Origin of the sequence: Halomonas alkalisoli (assembly GCF_021412585.1) — a bacterium.
GTDB classification, from domain to species: domain Bacteria; phylum Pseudomonadota; class Gammaproteobacteria; order Pseudomonadales; family Halomonadaceae; genus Halomonas; species Halomonas alkalisoli.
This window is the reverse complement of the sequence record NZ_JAKCMI010000044.1, coordinates 137,260-153,128: the sequence shown is the minus strand read 5'-3', so window position 1 is coordinate 153,128 and position 15,869 is coordinate 137,260. Positions and strand designations below refer to the sequence as shown.

Here is a 15,869-nt window from a genome sequence, read left to right as displayed (position 1 = left end):
CACGGCGACGATAACGTCGCCGTGCTGCCCGGCAGATGGCCCGAAACGACGGTCTATCGCTCCGGTAGATAGTTCAGGGGGTCCTGAGGCTGGCCATCCTTGCGCACCTCGAAATGCAGCCTGACACTTTCGGCGTCGCTATCGCCCATGGTGGCGATGACTTCACCGGCTTCGACCACATCGTTCTCCCTTACCCTGAGGCTGTCGTTGTGGGCGTAAGCACTCAGGTACTGATCATTGTGCTTGAGCAGGATGAGGTTGCCGTAGCCCCTCACACCGCTGCCCGCATAGACCACAATACCCGGGCCGGCTGCTCTGACAGGTTGCCCCTTTTGCCCCTCGATATCAATGCCCGCGGTGATACTTCCCCCCTCACCGAAGCGACCGATCAGGGCGCCATCGGCCGGCCACCGCCAGGCGACCTCTTCCACCGGCGTGTAGCTTCGACCGTCACGCTCGGGCTGTTGTTCCGGCGCGCCCGCCACCTCGGTACCCGCATCCGGCTCGACCGCCGCCGGCTCGGGCTGCTCGACAGGGGCCGGCGCTTCGGCCACTTCAGGCTCCACGGTGGGCTCAGGTGCGGGATCGGGCTGGCGCTCCGGCTCAGGCTCAGGCTGACGCGCTACGGCGGCCTGTGTCCCGGCGGCCTGTCCGGCACTCTCCACCGCCGCCTGGCTCGGGCTCGGCTCACCGCTCTCCAATGGCTCGGCGGTCAGGCGACGGCTGCGCTCGATGGCCTCATCATCGGGCAACAACCAATCGGTATCGCCGGCCTCGGCGGCACCGCCCAGGCCAGTGGCCACGGCAACTTCCGTATCGCGCTGCTCGCGGGGTGCTTCACTGCCGGGGCGAGCGGCGCCATTCTCGTCCAGCCGCAGCTGCTGGCCTGGCTCGATCCTATAGGGGGGGCTGATCTGGTTGAGACGCGCCAGATCGCGGTAGTCCATCTCATGCCGCCAGGCGATGCCGTAGAGCGTATCGCCAGCCTCCACGGTGTATTGGCTGACAGAAGCACGCTCGCGACTCACGGAGAGGTCGCGAACCTGGGGAGCGGAGTGCTCCTGCTGAGCGGCACAGCCGGTCATCGCCAGGGCGACGGCGGATACCAGTAATACCTTACGCATTGGAGCCATCCTCCTTTTCAGGCGCAGTTTTAGGGCCGGCCGCCACCTTGCCGGAAGAACTCACACGATGATAGCCAGCCAGGGCCAGCACCAGCACGGCGCCGATCAGCATCGTGGCCAGCACCGGCAGCATCAACCCGGGCTCCCCGGTCAGGTTGGCGTAGTCACCGGGGGTCAGGTAGCGGTAGTCGAGGGGTATCATCTGACCTTGCGGGCCGAGCTGGTAGCGAACCAGCTCCCGCCAGGGCCAGAGCACCGGCAGCGAGCCGACGATGAAGCCGATCAGCAGCTGCATCGTGGCGGTGTGATGATGGTGCAGCAGCCACGACAGCAGGCGCGAAAAGCCGAACAGGCCGATCAAGCAGCCCACCGCGAAGATCGACAGCAGCTCCAGGTCGAAACCGCGAATGCCTTCCATCACCGTGCCGTAGAGCCCCATGGTCAGGAGCAGGAAGCTGCCGGAGACCCCGGGCAGCAGCAGGGCGCTGATGGCGATGGCGCCACCCACGATCAGCATCAATGCCTCGCTGCCCAACAGGGTGATGACCGGCATCAGCGAAGGCAGCGCATGGGCCAGCAACAGTCCAACGACGAGAGGCAACAGGTGCCACAGCTTCCAGTCGGCGGGGTGACGACTGACCACGATGGCCGAGGCGGCCACCAGCCCGAAGAAGAAGCCGTTGAGCAGCAGCGGATGCTCCTCCATCAGCCACACCACCAGGTGGGCCACCGTGACCAGGCTGGCAACGATGCCCAGCAGCAGTGGAATCACGAACGTCAGGTTGAGGTGGGTGGCCAGCAAGGCAAGGCCGCCACGACGCCAGGCAATGAAGGCACTGGGGCCGAACTGCTTGATGGTATGGATCAGCTCCTCGTAGATGCCGGTGACGAAGGCAATGGTGCCGCCGGACACCCCGGGAACGGCATCCGCGGCCCCCATGCCGGCGCCCTTGAGGAACACACTGAGTTGACGCTTCAACGAATCACTCCTTGCAGCAGCGGCACGAAACGAACCCTCTCGAGCCGCTGGACCTCTTGTCGGTTGCCGACGCGACGCACTCGGGTCAGCCATTGCTCTCCCCCGGCATCGGCCAGCGGCAGAATCATGACGCCACCATCGGCGAGTTGGGACACCAGCACATCCGGCAACTCCTGAGCACAGGCGGTCAGCAGTATGACATCGAAGGGAGCCGCTTCGGACCAGCCGTGCCCCCCGTCCGCCAGCCGCAGTCGAACGTTGTATGCCTTGAGAAGACGCAGACGCTCCGCCGCTCGGTGATGCAAGGCATTGATTCGTTCGACGGACCAGAGTTCCGGTACCAGCCGTGCAAGAATCAACGTTTGGTAGCCGGAGCCGGTACCGATCTCCAGTACGCGCCGAGGAGACTCATTCAGCACCAGCTCGGTCATCCGCGCCACCATCCAGGGCTGGGACAGCGTCTGGCCCAGACCGATGGGCAGCGAGGTGTCCTCGTAGGCCCGGTGCGACAGCGCCTCATCGAGAAACAGGTGGCGCGGCTCACTGGCCATGGCCGTGAGCACCCGCTCGTCCTCGATACCCTGGTCGGCCAGGCGCGCGACCATCCGGTCTCGGGTTCGCTGCGATGTCATGCCGACCCCGCGCAGCAGCTCGGGCAGTTGTTCAGGTGAATGCATCCAGCCAGCCTTGCACGTCTTCGATGGCCGCATGACGCGTCAGATCGGTCTGCAGCGGCGTGATCGACACATAGCCCGCCTCGACGGCGGCAAAGTCGGTATCCGGCCCATCATCGGCATTCCGGCCGACGGCTGCAATCCAGTAGCGCAGCCGTCCACGTGGATCGCGAACTTCCATGGGTCGCTCGGCAGGCCCGCGATAGCCCATTCGGGTCACGCGAAAGCCCTGAATTTCGTCCCAGGGGAGATCCGGCACGTTGACGTTGAGCAGGCTGCGCGGCGGCAACGACAGCTGGTCCGCCGCGCCTACCAGGCTCGCCGCCACCCTGCCGGCGGTATCGAAGTGGCGAGATCCCACCAGCGACATGGCGATGGCCGCCATGCCCAGGTTGCGCCCCTCCATGGCCGCTGCCACGGTACCGGAATAGAGCACGTCGTCGCCCAGGTTGCCACCATGATTGATCCCCGAGATCACCAGGTCGGGCTTCTCGTCCCACAGGGCGTTGACGCCCAGGTAGACGCAGTCTGCCGGCGTGCCGTCCACGCAGTGAAAGCCGTTGTCCAGCGCCGTCAGCGACAGCGGCCGGTTCAGCGTCAGGGAGTTGCTGGCACCGCTGCGGTCGCGGTCGGGCGCCACCACCCGCAGGCGGGCGTGTGCGTCCAGCGCGTCGTACAGAGCGCGCAGTCCCGGGGCGTGCACCCCGTCGTCATTGGATAGCAAGAGTCTGCGCATCGGTATGTTCTCGTCTCCCCAGGAGCTCGGTTTCAGTTCAAGCGAGCGCCGGTGTCGCACCCAATGTCGGGTTCTCGATCAGCTCGCGCAGTACCGCCGTGGCAAAGCTGCCACGCGGCAGGATGAAATCGAGCCGCAGGCACGCCGGCTCGCGACTCAGACGGGGCTTACCCAGGCGCATGCGCAGGGGCCGTCGGGCCAGCTTCACCCCGGCGCTCTCCAGGCCATCGCAGAGCGGGCCATGGCGCTCGCGCAGGCGCTGCTCGTACTCCGCCGCGCTGCCGGCGGTGGCCGACGAGCCGACGCCCCAGAGCACCCCGCTTGGGTGCAGGTCGAGTCGGGCGGCTCGCTCGGCCAGCTCAGCATCGACGGTTTCGACAACGAACTGGCTGGCGGTACCATCGAGCATCGCCACCTCCCCTGGCAGCAACCGGTCCCAGTTGCCGTCCCCCTGGCGCATGGCCAGCAGCTCGTTGAACAGATAGCTGCGAGCGGTGGAGAGCATCATGCCCTCCCGATCGTCCCGCTTGCGCCAGCCGCGGGCCAACACCGCCCGCGCTCGCGCCAGGTTACGGCCGTCGGGGCCGAAGCGCTGCGGGCCGAAGCCGTTGGGTGCGCCATGCCGGCACAGCCACTCCCAGCGCGCCTCCAGGCCGGGCGCCTGCACCGCCTCCCCGGTGATGACCAGCGAGAAGCGGTTGCCGCGGTGAACGCCACGCTTGAGCTTGCGGGGATGGCGCACCTGCTCCAGCACCTGCACGCCGTGGGTCGCCAGGCGCTCGGCCAGGTCACCGGGGCCCTCGCGGCCCGGCAGATGCACCGACAGCCACTGCCGGGTCACGGCGATGCGATCCTTCATGCCGGCGTAGCCCACGGCGCGCTGCGTCACCTCACAGGCGCGAGCCAGATGGCGCACCACCTCCAGGGTGGTGAGCCCCCGCTTCTCTATCCAGAGCCAGAGGTGCTCCCCCTGCCCCTCCGGGGCGAAGTCGAGGATTTCCTCGACGACGAAATCCTCCGGGGTGGCGCGATAGTCGCCGGTCGGCGGCGGGCCGAAGTCGGCATCCAGCACCCGGGGCCAGGGGTCGGCCTTGCCGGCCGGGGTCATCGTGAGGCCCCCGCTGTCGCTGCCTGGTCATCACGGGCCAGCAGCACCACCGCCTCGGCGGCGATGCCCTCGCCACGTCCCGTGAAGCCCAGCCGCTCCGTGGTGGTCGCCTTGACGTTGACCGCACTCGGCTCGAGGGCAAGGTCGGCGGCAATACAGGCCACCATGGCGGCGATGTGCGGCGCCAGCCTGGGCGCCTGGGCGATGACCGTGGCATCCACGTTGCCGACCCGGTAGCCGGCATCAGAGACCAGGCCGTGTACGTGTCGCAACAAGGCACGGCTGTCGGCGCCCGCCCAGGCCGCCTCGGTATCGGGAAAGTGACGGCCGATATCACCCAGGGCGCAGGCGCCAAGCAGGGCATCGCAGACGGCATGCAGCAGCACGTCGCCATCGGAGTGGGCGACGAAGCCCTGCCCGAAGGGAATGGCGACGCCGCCGATCATCAGGTGATCGCCTTCGCCGAAGCGGTGCACATCGAATCCATGACCGATTCTGAACATCTAGCGCTTCTCCCTGCAGGACGCGGCAGCGTCGCCCGGCCCCTCGGCGTGCTCAGCCGCGAGTATCCGTGCCGCCAGCGCCAGGTCTTCTGGATGAGTGATCTTGAGATTGTCCCGCCGACCGGCCACCAGGCGCGGCGCCAGGCCCAGCGCCTCCACGGCGGATGCCTCGTCGGTCACGGCCAGCCCCTGCCGTCGAGCCGTCGCCAGGGCCCGGCACAGCAGGCCGTAGCGAAAGCCCTGGGGGGTCATGGCATGCCACAGCCCCTGCCGCGACTCGGTGGCGGCCACCCGTCCTGCGCCATCGTCGCGCTTCATGGTGTCGGCCACCGGGGCGGCAAGCAGGCCGCCCACGGCATCGTGGCGCAGGACCTCGTACAGGCGCACCAGGTCATCGACGGTGACACAGGGCCTGGCCACATCATGCACCAGCACCATCTCCTCGTCGCCGGCCTGATCAACCAGTGCCGCCAGGGCGTTAGCCACGGAGTCGGCCCGCTCGGCTCCGCCGGCCACCCGCTGCCAGCGGGCGAAGGGCACCCAGGCCGGGTCGAACAGGGCATCGTCCGGGTCGAGGCAGAGGCACAGCCGCGCCGTGGGAAAGGCCTGGTGCAGGCGCGACAGGGTATGGGCCATGACCGGCTTGCCCGCCAGGGTCAGGTACTGCTTGGGCCGCTGGGCGCCCATCCGCCGCCCCTGCCCCGCGGCAGGCACCACCAGCCAGAGCGCTTCACTCATCGGCAGCGGCTCCGGAAGTGGAGGAGGGCTGGCGAACCAGGCCGGCGTTCGCCTCCACCAGGCTGCCCTCGATCACCACGCCCGGAACCCAGTAGAAGTGCTCGTCGGTACGCACCATGCCGATATCGCTGCGGGCCCGCTCCTCGATGGCGTCCAGCCCGGTCTTGAGGTCGACCACTTCGGCGCCGAGACGCGCATTGCGATCGCGCAACGGCTTGTTGTCGGCATCCAGCGCGGCGACCCGCTCGCGGATCTCGCGCAACTCCTGCACCCCGCTGTCGCCGAACCACAGCCGGTATTGCAGCAGCGCCAGCATCACTAGCAGGGCGATGGCGAGCCACTTGAGCATCGGGGTCCTTCCTCACTGATTCGAAACGGTCGCCATTATGCCACCTTCGTCCCGCCGGCTCACGCCCTGAACGGTAGTGCCTGCTCCGCGATCCGACTGTAGGCCGCCACATGGCGCTGCTCCTCGTCACAGAATCGCGCCACGGCCGCACGCAGCCCCGGATCGGCCAGATAGTGCAGCGAGCGCAACCGATGCGGTGCGAAGCCGCGGCTCAGCTTGTGCTCGCCCTGTGTGCCGGGGTCGAAGCGGGTCAGGCCCCGGGCCAGACAGTGCTCGATACCCTGGTAGTAGCAGGCCTCGAAATGCAGGGAGTCGGCCACCACCTCACTGCCCCAGTAGCGTCCGTAAAGTGTCCGGCTACCCTGCAGGCAGAGCGCGGCGGCCACCGGCCTGCCTTCCAGGCGCGCCTGAACCAGCACCAGCGCCTCGGGCAGCGTACGGTGCAGCCGCTGAAAGAAATCGAGATTCAGATAGCCATGGCGGCCGCGCTCCAGATAGGTGATCTCGTAGCAGCGGTAGAAGTGCGCCAGGTCCTCCGCGCCGATCGCCTCGCCCTCCAGGCGGTGCAGGGTCAGCCCCTGCTCGGCGACCAGGCGTCGCTCGCGGCGGATCGCCTTGCGCCGCTTCGAGGTCATGGCCGCCAGAAAGCCGGCAAAGTCGCCGTAGCCCCGGTCCTGCCACTGGAACTGGACCCCGTGGCGGACCACCAGCGTCGGCCTGGCCGCCAGCCAGCTGTCCACCTCCTCCCGCTCGGCAAACAGCAGGTGCCAGCTCGACAGCGAGCCGCTCTCCCAGGCGCTGGCGAGCAGGTTCCGGGCCACCAGCGGGTCGACCCCTTCCGCCAGCGCCAGCCGCGGGCCCGGCGCCGGCGTGAAGGGAATCGCCGTCAGCCCCTTGGGGTAGTAGCGCCCGCCGGCGCGCTCCCAGGCGTCCGCCCAGTTCCAGTCGAAGACATACTCGCCGTAGGAGTGATACTTGTGGTAATGCGGCATGGCCCCGACCAGTGCCTCGCCCCGCCACAGCGTCAGGTGGCGCGGCTCCCAGCCCGTGGCGGCTCCCACCGAGCCGCTGGCCTCCAGGGCATGGAGGAATTCATGGCGCAGGAAGGGATGATCGTGGCCAACCAGGGCGTTCCACGCATCGGCTGTCACTGCCTCGATGGCGGGGAGCTTTTTCAGGACGAGCTCGGACATGCGACTCCTGCTTTTTCGGTGATGACCGATACCGCCGGCTGACAAGCGACCGGCAAACCGCCTACATTGTGCCCAGACCCACCCACTCCTTCCATCACCCTCATACAGGGAGACGCGAATGGCCGACGCCAGCCAGCTGTCGGCGCACCTCGACGCGCAGCGCCAGGCCTTCGATGCCGAGCGCTACCCGAGCCTCGCCGTGCGCCGCGACCGCCTGAGACGACTGGGCGACATGACCCGGGAGCATCGTCAGGACATCATCAAGGCGATTCGCCAGGACTTCGGCTATCGCCCCGAGGCCGAGACCCGGCTGCTGGACATCGCCCGGGTGCTTCAGGCCGTGCGCCATGCTCGCCGACACCTCAAGCGCTGGATGCGGCCCAGCCGAGCGGCCGTGCCCTGGCGGCTATGGCCGGCCCGCGTGCGCGTACATCGGCAGCCTCTGGGCACGGTGGGCATCATCGCCCCCAGCCACTCGCCCTGGAGCCTGGCCCTGCTGCCCGCGGTGGATGCCCTGGCGGCCGGCAACCGGGTGATGATCAAGCCCAGCGAAAGATCGCCGACGACCAGTGCCCTGATGGCACGGCTGGCCGAACACTACTTCTCCCCACAGGAACTCAAGGTCATCACCGGCGACGCGGGCACGGGGCGGGCCTTCGCCACCCTGCCCTTCGACCACCTGCTGTTCACCGGCGACGACCGGGCCGGGCGGGAGGTCGCCCTGGCCGCCGCCGCAAACCTCACCCCGGTCACGCTGGAGCTGGGCGGCAAGACCCCGGTCATCATCGGCGCCGATGCCGACCTGGAGCAGGCGGCCGAGCGCCTCGCCTTCGGCAAGTGGTTGAATGCCGGCCAGACCCGCCTCGCACCGGACTATGTGCTGGTGCATGAGCCGCATCTGACCGCCTTCGTGGCGGCCCTGACCCAAGTGGTGAAGCGCTTTCACCCCAGCGGCCCGGCCGGCGACGACTACAGCGCCATCGTCGGCGAGTCGCACCGCGAGCGACTCGATGCCATGCTGGAAGAAGCGCAGGATCACGGCTGCAGGGTGATCCCGCTGGGCGAGACGGTCGAACTCAGCCGGGGCGCCAAGCTGCCGCCGACGCTGGTGATCGACCCGCATGGCGAGCTGGCCATCATGCGTGAGGAGATCTTCGGCCCCTGGCTGCCGATTATCGGCATCGGCGACCTGGATCATGCCATAGCCTTCGTTCACGAACGGCCTCGCCCGCTGGCGCTCTACGCCTTTACCAACGACCCCGAGCAGCGCAGGCGCATCCTCGAGGACACCCACTCCGGCGGCGTCGTCTTCAACGATACGCTCTGGCATAACGCCGTACCCAACCTGCCGTTCGGCGGCGTGGGCGGGAGCGGCATGGGTGGGTACCAGGGGGAGGCCGGTTTCCTGCGCTTCAGCCACCAGCGCAGCGTCTTCCTTCAGGCCAGGCGCAGCAGCGTGAGACTGCTCAACCCGCCCTACCGGCACTGGCTCTACCGGCTGATGGGGTTTTGAGCAAAAAATACGTAATAAAACTACATAGTAGCCGAAAGGCACGTATCATGACGGGGAAAAGTGCGCGATAATCTGTAAACTTACCGCAAATGCCACTCAACGATGCGAGGTACCCCATGGCTCGCCCATCCGCAGCTCTTCACTCAACCGTCCACCAGGTTACCGAGCGCATTCGCAAGCGTTCACACGAGCGGCGCAAGCTCTACGAAGCCCACATGGCGGCCCAGCACAGCCAGGGCGTACATCGTGGCGAGCTCTCCTGCGGCAACCTGGCTCACGGCTTCGCCGGCTGCGATGTCGCCACCGACAAGGACCGGCTCAAGCTGACGAACAGCGCCAACCTGGGCATCGTTTCGTCTTATAACGACATGCTTTCCGCCCACCAGCCCTTCGAGGACTACCCCGCCGCCATCAAGGAGGCGGCACGCGGGATGGGTTCCACGGCACAGTTTGCCGGCGGTGTGCCGGCGATGTGTGATGGCGTGACCCAGGGGCAGCCGGGCATGGAACTGTCGCTCTTCTCCCGCGACGTGATCGCCATGGCCACCGCCGTGGCACTTTCCCACAACATGTTCGACGCCGTGCTCTATCTGGGGATCTGCGACAAGATCGTACCCGGCCTGTTCATCGGCGCGGCCCGTTTCGGCCACCTGCCGGCGGTGTTCGTGCCAGGTGGCCCCATGACCAGTGGCCTGCCCAATAACGAGAAGGCGCGCATCAGGCAGCTCTATGCCGAGGGCAAGGTGGGTCGCGACGAGCTGCTGGAGGCAGAGTCCCAGTCCTATCACAGCCCCGGCACCTGTACCTTCTACGGCACCGCCAACTCCAACCAGCTGATGATGGAGATGATGGGGCTACACCTGCCCGGCGCCTCCTTCGTCAATCCCGGCACGCCGCTGCGTGACGCCCTGACCCGCTACGCCACGGAGCAGGCGATTCGCAACACCGAGCAGAGCGGCGACTACCGCCCGTTCTACCGCCAGATCGACGAGCGCGCCATCGTCAATGCCATGGTCGGCCTGCTCGCCTCGGGGGGCTCCACCAACCACACCCTGCACCTGGTGGCCATGGCCGGCGCGGCGGGCATCACCATCGACTGGGACGACTTCACCGAGCTCTCGGCGGTAGTGCCCAGCATGACCCGCATCTATCCCAACGGCCAGGCCGACGTGAATCACTTCCAGGCCGCCGGCGGGATGAGCCTGCTGATTCGCGAGCTGCTCGATGCCGGCCTCATCCATGGCGACATTCCCACGGTGTTCGGCACCGACCTGCACGCCTATACCCAGGAACCCTTCCTCGAGGAGGGCAAGCTGGTGTGGCGCGAAGGCCCCACGGAGAGCCACGACCGAGATGTGCTGCGTCCGGTGGCAGCTCCCTTCTCCCCCACCGGCGGCCTCACGGTGCTCGACGGCAACCTCGGCCGCGGCGTGATCAAGATCTCGGCGGTCAAGCAGGAGCACCGCGTCATCGAGGCGCCGGTCAAGCTGTTCGACGACCAGAATCAGGTGAAGGCGGCGTTCGAGTCGGGGGAGCTCGACCGCGACGTGGTGGTGGTGGTTCGCTTCCAGGGCCCCAAGGCCAACGGCATGCCGGAACTGCACAAGCTCACCCCCTTCCTGGGCGTGCTCCAGGATCGCGGCTACCGGGTCGCACTGGTCACCGACGGCCGCATGTCGGGCGCGTCCGGCAAGGTGCCGGCTGCCATCCATGTGACCCCCGAGGCGGTCGATCGCGGCCCGCTGGCCAAGCTTCGCGACGGTGACGTGGTGCGCCTGGATGCCGACAGCGGCGAGCTGCGCGTGCTGGTCGATGCCGCCGAGTTCAACGGCCGCCCCTTCGTCGACATCAACCTGGAACATAGCCACTTCGGCATGGGCCGCGAGCTGTTCGGCGGTTTCCGCCATCTGGCCGCGAAGGCCGAAGAGGGAGCCGGCGTGTTCGGCGGCTTCGAGGCGGAGGTACTGGCACGGCAGCTCGAAACGATCGAGCAGGAGGATCAATGACCCGACCGGCGCTGATCGGAGACATCGGTGGCACCAACGCGCGCTTCGCGCTGGTGGCGCCGGGCGCCTTCGAGCCCCATGACATCCAGACCCTGCCCTGCGCCGACTATCCCGGCGTGGTGGAAGCCGTGCGCGACTATCTGGCGAAGGTCGATCAGAACGGGGCCCAGGCACCGGAAGAGGCCTGCCTCGCCTTCGCCTGCCCCATCGATGGCGACCGGGTGCGCATGACCAACAATCACTGGGCCTTTTCCCGGCGCGAGGCACAGGCGTCACTCGGGCTGACGCGACTGAAGGTGATCAACGACTTCACCGCCCAGGCGCTGGGCGTGCCCCATCTGGGGCCCGACGACCTGGTTGAAGTCCAGCCGGGAGAGGCCCGCGAGCACAGCGTCCAGTTGGTGATCGGCCCCGGCACCGGCCTGGGCGTGGCCGGCATCTTCCCGGGACGCCACGCCTGGATACCGCTGCCCACCGAGGGCGGCCACTTCACCTTCGCCCCCACCGACGAACGCGAGCAGAACCTGCTGCGCCATTTCCGCAACCGCTATGGGCGGGTCTCGGTGGAACGCATCCTCTGCGGCCAGGGGCTGCTCGACCTCTACCTGGCCCACTGCTCGCTGAAGGGGGCGCCGCCGCGCCATGCCACGCCTGCCGAAGTGACCGAGGCCGCTTCGCACGGAGACGGCATCGCGCGTGATACGCTACTGCGTTTCCTGAAGATCCTCGGCGACATCAGTGGCGATGCGGCCCTGGTCATGGGCGCACGCGGCGGGGTCTATCTCTGCGGCGGCATCCTGCCAAGGCTGCTCGACTGGCTGCCCCAGAGCCGTTTCGTGGAAGCCTTCACCGCCAAGGGGCGCATGAGCGACTACACCCGCGCCATCCCGGTTCACGTGGTCACCGCCCCCTGGCCCGGATTGCTGGGCGCCGCCGAGGCCCTGCGCAACGAAGAAGTGGAATGACCTGAAACTAGGAGAGCGAATGATTCCGTCACGCCTGCGAGCCCTGCTCGACGAGACCGATGGCCAGCGTCAGTGTGAATGGGCCGGCCGCCCCGTGTGGCTGGCTCGCGAAAGCTGGGGCGAACTTGCCGTCTGCCTGCAGGGTGCCCAGGTGCTTCACTATCATCCTTACGCGTCCGAAGCCACGCTCGCTGACACCGACGCTGCCGGCCCGGGTGAGCAGGAAGAGGCCCTGGTGCCCGGCGGCTGGCTGTGGGTGACGCCGACGCCGCAACCGCTGCCCGACGCCATTCGCGGCGGCATCCCGCTGTGCTGGCCCTGGTTTGCCGACGACAGGGCCGCCGACGAGACACCTGACCGGTCGGGGCCCTTCCACGGCCCGGCGCGCAAGGCCGATTGGCGGCTGGACGCCGTGGATGAACACGAAGATGGCATCGAGCTGCACCTCTCTCCCGCCGAGCCCCTGCACACCCAGCTGGCCCCCCGTGCGGTGATACAGGCCAACGCCCGCCGCCTGCACGTGGAGCTGATCACCGAGCATGTCGGCGAGACCCCGGTCAAGCTGAGCGGCGCCCTGCATACCTACCTCGCCGTGACCGACAGCTTCGCCTGTCGCCTGGAGGGGCTGGCCGGGGCCCGCTATCTGGACAAGCTGGCCGGCTTCGCCGAGCGTGACCAGCAGGGCGAACTGGCCGTGCGTGGCGGCCTCGACCGCATCTACCACACCAATGCCGAGCTGACTCTCGACGATGGCAACCGGCGCCTGCGGGTCGCCCGCCAGGGCAGCGACTCCGCCGTGGTCTGGCATCCGGGCGAGGCGCCCCCCGACGATACGCCGGCGGGGGCCTCGCGCCGCTTCCTCTGCGTGGAATCGGCCAATACCCGCCTGGACCCGGTGTGGCTGGTACCCGGTGCCCAGCACCTGCTGGGCACCACGCTCTCTCTGGATGAGGGCGCCCGCGAGTCCGGCGCATGAGCACCGCCGCCACCTTCGATGTGCCCTTCCTGCTGGGCATGATGCGGCTGCACGAGGAACCGGCGCTGCATCCCCCGGCGCGGCTGGCCGACTGGATCGAGGCCCGCCTCGACGAGGGGCACGACTGGTTCGACCACGCCGACATCTATGGCGACCGCCAGGGCGAGGCGCTGTTCGGCGCCGCCCTGGGTGCCCGCCCCGGGCTCGCCAACCGGGTGAAGGTGGTTACCAAGGCGAGCATCGTCACCCCGGAGCGCGACGCGTCTGCCCACCGGGTCAAGCACTACGACAGCTCGCCGGCCTATCTGGCGCATGCCATCGACGGCTCGCTGGCACGGCTCGGCGTGGAACGGCTCGACCACTTCCTGCTCCATCGCCCCGACCCGCTGATGGATGTCGAGGCTACCGGCCGGGTGCTGGACGACGCCATCGCCGCGGGCAAGATCGGCGCCGCCGGGGTCTCCAATTTCCTGCCTGAGCAGTGGCGCCGCCTGCAGGGTGCCATGCATCGGCGCCTGGCGGCCCACCAGCTGCAGCTCTCGCTGGATCACCCCGCCCCGCTGTTCGACGGCAGTTTCGATGCCCTGGTGGCCGACGGCCTGGCACCGATGATCTGGTCCCCCCTGGGCGGCGGCCGGGTACTCCAGGGCCCGGCGCGCCCGCTGCTACTGAGGCTGGCCGGTGAGTACGGCGTGACCCCCGCCGGCCTGGCCCTGGCCTGGCTGCGCGCCCTGCCCGGCCGCCCTGTGCCGGTGGTCGGCAGCCTCAAGCCCGAGCGCCTCGCGGCGCTCGCCGCGGACGCCGGCCTCACGCTCGACCGCCCGGCCTGGTATGCCCTGCTCGAGGCCGCCCGCGGCCACGACGTCGCCTGACTCGGCCGCACCGCTTGAACCACGACGCATCCAAACCATGCCCCACCAAAATCATGACACCACCAGACAGTGACGCCACGAACCACTATCGAGGACACCACCATGACCCCAGTGATCGCCTTCGGCGAGGCCCTCGTCGACATGCTCTCCAGCCGCCTCGGCGACGCCACCGAGGGCCCCGAGACCTTCACACCCTATGCCGGCGGCGCCCCGGCCAACGTAGCCGTGGCCTGCGCCCGACTGGGGGTCCCGAGCCGTTTTCTCGGCATGCTGGGTGATGACTACTTTGGCGATTTCATCGCCGCGGAGCTTGCGGCCCACGGTGTCGACCTCTCGGGCACGGCACGTACCCGCGAGGCGCGTACGGCACTGGCCTTCGTCTCCCGCGACGCGGCGGGCGAGCGCACCTTCGACTTCTACCGGCCGCCCGCCGCCGATCTGCTGTATCGGCTCGAACACCTGCCGGCAGGGATCTTCGCCCACCCCGCCATCGTGCACTTCTGTACCAACAGCCTGACCGAATCCGATATTGGCGAGACCACCCTGGCCATGGCCGACATGGCCAATCGTGCCGGCTGCCTGGTCAGCGTGGACGCCAACCTCCGGCACAACCTCTGGGAGAGCGGTGTTGCCGACATCACCCTGACCACCCGCCTGCTCGACCAGGCCGGGCTGGTCAAGCTCTCAACCGATGAACTCGACTATCTGCGTGGCGATCACCCGGTGGAAGCCTGGCTGGCCGAGCGGCTCGCCGCCGGCGTGAAGCTGATCGTGATCACCGATGGAGCGGGCCCGGTACGTACATTGGGGGTCGGCAGGGATTTCCGGGTCGACCCGCCCAGGGTGCAGGCCGTGGATACCACCGCCGGGGGCGACGCCTTCATCGGCGGCCTGCTGGCGGAACTGGCCGAACGGGGTATCGAAGGTGACTGGCACCAGGACGACGCCTTTCTCAGGCGCACCGTCGAGTTCGCCTGTCGCTGCGGCGCCCACGCCGTGACACGCCCCGGTGCCTATGCCGCGCTGCCTGATCGAGGAGATCTGGCACATCTGCGGCAGTAAATTCGTCGCTGAAGAAAGCCGCACCGGCTGGCTCATGTCGCCGCTGACCACTCAGCCAAGCGGCAGCCGCTCCGGCAGACGCCAGCGCAGGGTGCGAGAAACCATCTGCTGGCCAGGGCGATAGTCGCCCCTGGCGGCGGCCAGGGCGGCGGTCAGGGCGGCGGCAGCGATGCGGTCGTGGTCCTGCACCGCCGAATTGACCGGCAGCGGCAGGAAGTCGAGGAGCCGGTTGTCGCCGAAGGTCGCCATGCGCAGCGACGGCGGCAGCCCGCCCTCTTCCAGCAGCACATCGAAGACGCCGTCCAGCAGCGTATAGGAGGCGGTGACCAGGGCATCGGGCAGGCCACGCTCGGCGAGCAGCTCGCGCATCAGCCGAGCTCCCTCGTCGCGCTCGTAGCGCTCCGCGCAACAGGCAAAGACGGCAGCGTCGCTGCCCAATAGCGCCTGCTGGAAACCGGCGCGGCGCTCGTGCGTGATCGAGAGTCCCGGTACCGCATCCAGCCAGGCCACGCTGGCCACGTCACCGCCCAGCACCGAGCGCGTCAGCCGCTCGGCGGCGTCCCGGTCGTTGCTCACCACGCAGGCGAAGCGCTGGGGATCGAAGCCACGGTCCACGGCGACCACCGGCAGTCCATCAGCCATCAGCTCGGCGTAGAAGGGGTCGTCCATAGGCAGGCAACTGGCGGTGATCAGCACCTCACAGCGCTGGGCGCGCAATGCCAGTGCCAGGTCGCATTCGCTCTCCGGCTGGTCTTCGGAGCCTGCAATCAGCAACTGGTAGCCCTGCTCTCGCGCGCCGCGCTCCAGTCGCTTGGCGAGTCGCGCATAGCTGACATTCTCCAGGTCGGGAATGATCAAGCCAAGCGTGCGACTCGAGCCACGGCGTAGTGCCGCCGCCTGGGCATCGACCTGGTAGCGGTGCTCCCTCACCACGGCCATGACCCGGTCGACGGTATCCTGGCTGATGCGCCGCTCCGCGGCCTTGCCGTTGATCACATAGCTGGCCGTGGTGCGCGAAACACCGGCCAGCCGGGCGATTTCGACGAGAGTCATGAACATCCTCACTGTGAG

The 15,869-nt window shown here is 68.2% G+C and carries 16 protein-coding genes; 6 read left to right on the top strand and 10 right to left on the bottom strand.

All coding sequences use genetic code 11. The features are described 5' to 3' along the window. Window positions 1-53: 53 nt before the first annotated feature. The 9 genes from LY622_RS20745 to LY622_RS20705 are packed head-to-tail and all read right to left on the bottom strand — an operon-like array spanning window position 54 to window position 7,404. Window positions 54-1,124: a peptidoglycan DD-metalloendopeptidase family protein gene (locus LY622_RS20745; protein ID WP_234292631.1), complete on the bottom strand. Its 1,071-nt coding sequence runs from the start codon at window positions 1,122-1,124 to the stop codon at window positions 54-56. Next, window positions 1,117-2,103 carry a DUF368 domain-containing protein gene (locus tag LY622_RS20740; protein WP_234292630.1) on the bottom strand — a complete coding sequence of 329 codons (987 nt, stop codon included), beginning with the start codon at window positions 2,101-2,103 and terminating at the stop codon, window positions 1,117-1,119. Before LY622_RS20740 ends, LY622_RS20745 begins: the two co-directional genes overlap by 8 nt. Beyond that, the gene (locus tag LY622_RS20735; RefSeq protein ID WP_234292629.1) at window positions 2,100-2,780 is read right to left on the bottom strand and encodes a protein-L-isoaspartate(D-aspartate) O-methyltransferase; all 681 of its coding nucleotides are present in this window, start codon (window positions 2,778-2,780) and stop codon (window positions 2,100-2,102) included. Before LY622_RS20735 ends, LY622_RS20740 begins: the two co-directional genes overlap by 4 nt. Next, window positions 2,767-3,513, bottom strand: coding sequence for a 5'/3'-nucleotidase SurE (gene surE / locus LY622_RS20730; protein WP_114477201.1), 747 nt, complete (start codon window positions 3,511-3,513; stop codon window positions 2,767-2,769). Before surE ends, LY622_RS20735 begins: the two co-directional genes overlap by 14 nt. 37 nt (window positions 3,514-3,550) lie before the next feature. Then, on the bottom strand, window positions 3,551-4,621 hold the full coding sequence (gene truD / locus LY622_RS20725; RefSeq protein WP_234292628.1) for a tRNA pseudouridine(13) synthase TruD: 1,071 nt from the start codon (window positions 4,619-4,621) through the stop codon (window positions 3,551-3,553). Then, the gene (gene ispF / locus LY622_RS20720) at window positions 4,618-5,124 is read right to left on the bottom strand and encodes a 2-C-methyl-D-erythritol 2,4-cyclodiphosphate synthase (RefSeq protein ID WP_234292627.1); all 507 of its coding nucleotides are present in this window, start codon (window positions 5,122-5,124) and stop codon (window positions 4,618-4,620) included. The genes truD and ispF overlap by 4 nt, the downstream gene beginning before the upstream one ends. Further along, the gene (gene ispD / locus LY622_RS20715; RefSeq protein ID WP_234292626.1) at window positions 5,125-5,862 is read right to left on the bottom strand and encodes a 2-C-methyl-D-erythritol 4-phosphate cytidylyltransferase; all 738 of its coding nucleotides are present in this window, start codon (window positions 5,860-5,862) and stop codon (window positions 5,125-5,127) included. It lies immediately after the preceding gene. Then, complete coding sequence (gene ftsB / locus LY622_RS20710) at window positions 5,855-6,211, bottom strand: cell division protein FtsB (RefSeq protein WP_234292625.1); 357 nt, start codon at window positions 6,209-6,211, stop codon at window positions 5,855-5,857. Before ftsB ends, ispD begins: the two co-directional genes overlap by 8 nt. Window positions 6,212-6,270: 59 nt before the next feature. After that, window positions 6,271-7,404, bottom strand: a complete 1,134-nt coding sequence (locus tag LY622_RS20705) for a GNAT family N-acetyltransferase (protein ID WP_234292624.1) — start codon at window positions 7,402-7,404, stop codon at window positions 6,271-6,273. A gap of 118 nt (window positions 7,405-7,522) precedes the next feature. Here LY622_RS20705 and LY622_RS20700 point away from each other — a divergent pair, with 118 nt between their 5' ends. From LY622_RS20700 to LY622_RS20675, 6 genes are all read left to right on the top strand, one after another. Continuing rightward, complete coding sequence (locus LY622_RS20700; protein WP_234292623.1) at window positions 7,523-8,917, top strand: aldehyde dehydrogenase family protein; 1,395 nt, start codon at window positions 7,523-7,525, stop codon at window positions 8,915-8,917. Window positions 8,918-9,033: 116 nt separating this feature from the next. Then, window positions 9,034-10,923, top strand: a complete 1,890-nt coding sequence (gene edd, locus LY622_RS20695) for a phosphogluconate dehydratase (RefSeq protein ID WP_234292622.1) — start codon at window positions 9,034-9,036, stop codon at window positions 10,921-10,923. Continuing rightward, a complete protein-coding gene (gene glk, locus LY622_RS20690; RefSeq protein WP_234292621.1) occupies window positions 10,920-11,888 on the top strand; it encodes a glucokinase in 969 nt (322 codons plus the stop codon). The genes edd and glk overlap by 4 nt, the downstream gene beginning before the upstream one ends. 19 nt (window positions 11,889-11,907) lie before the next feature. Beyond that, the gene (locus LY622_RS20685; protein WP_234292620.1) at window positions 11,908-12,864 is read left to right on the top strand and encodes a D-hexose-6-phosphate mutarotase; all 957 of its coding nucleotides are present in this window, start codon (window positions 11,908-11,910) and stop codon (window positions 12,862-12,864) included. Continuing rightward, window positions 12,861-13,736 (top strand): aldo/keto reductase, encoded by an 876-nt coding sequence (locus LY622_RS20680; RefSeq protein WP_234292619.1) that lies wholly within the window; start codon window positions 12,861-12,863, stop codon window positions 13,734-13,736. The genes LY622_RS20685 and LY622_RS20680 overlap by 4 nt, the downstream gene beginning before the upstream one ends. A gap of 102 nt (window positions 13,737-13,838) precedes the next feature. Beyond that, the gene (locus tag LY622_RS20675; protein WP_234292618.1) at window positions 13,839-14,798 is read left to right on the top strand and encodes a carbohydrate kinase family protein; all 960 of its coding nucleotides are present in this window, start codon (window positions 13,839-13,841) and stop codon (window positions 14,796-14,798) included. A gap of 51 nt (window positions 14,799-14,849) precedes the next feature. On the opposite strand, the gene cra is transcribed toward LY622_RS20675, so the two are convergent. Further along, complete coding sequence (cra, locus tag LY622_RS20670) at window positions 14,850-15,851, bottom strand: catabolite repressor/activator (RefSeq protein WP_234292617.1); 1,002 nt, start codon at window positions 15,849-15,851, stop codon at window positions 14,850-14,852. Between the last annotated feature and the right edge of the window lie 18 nt (window positions 15,852-15,869).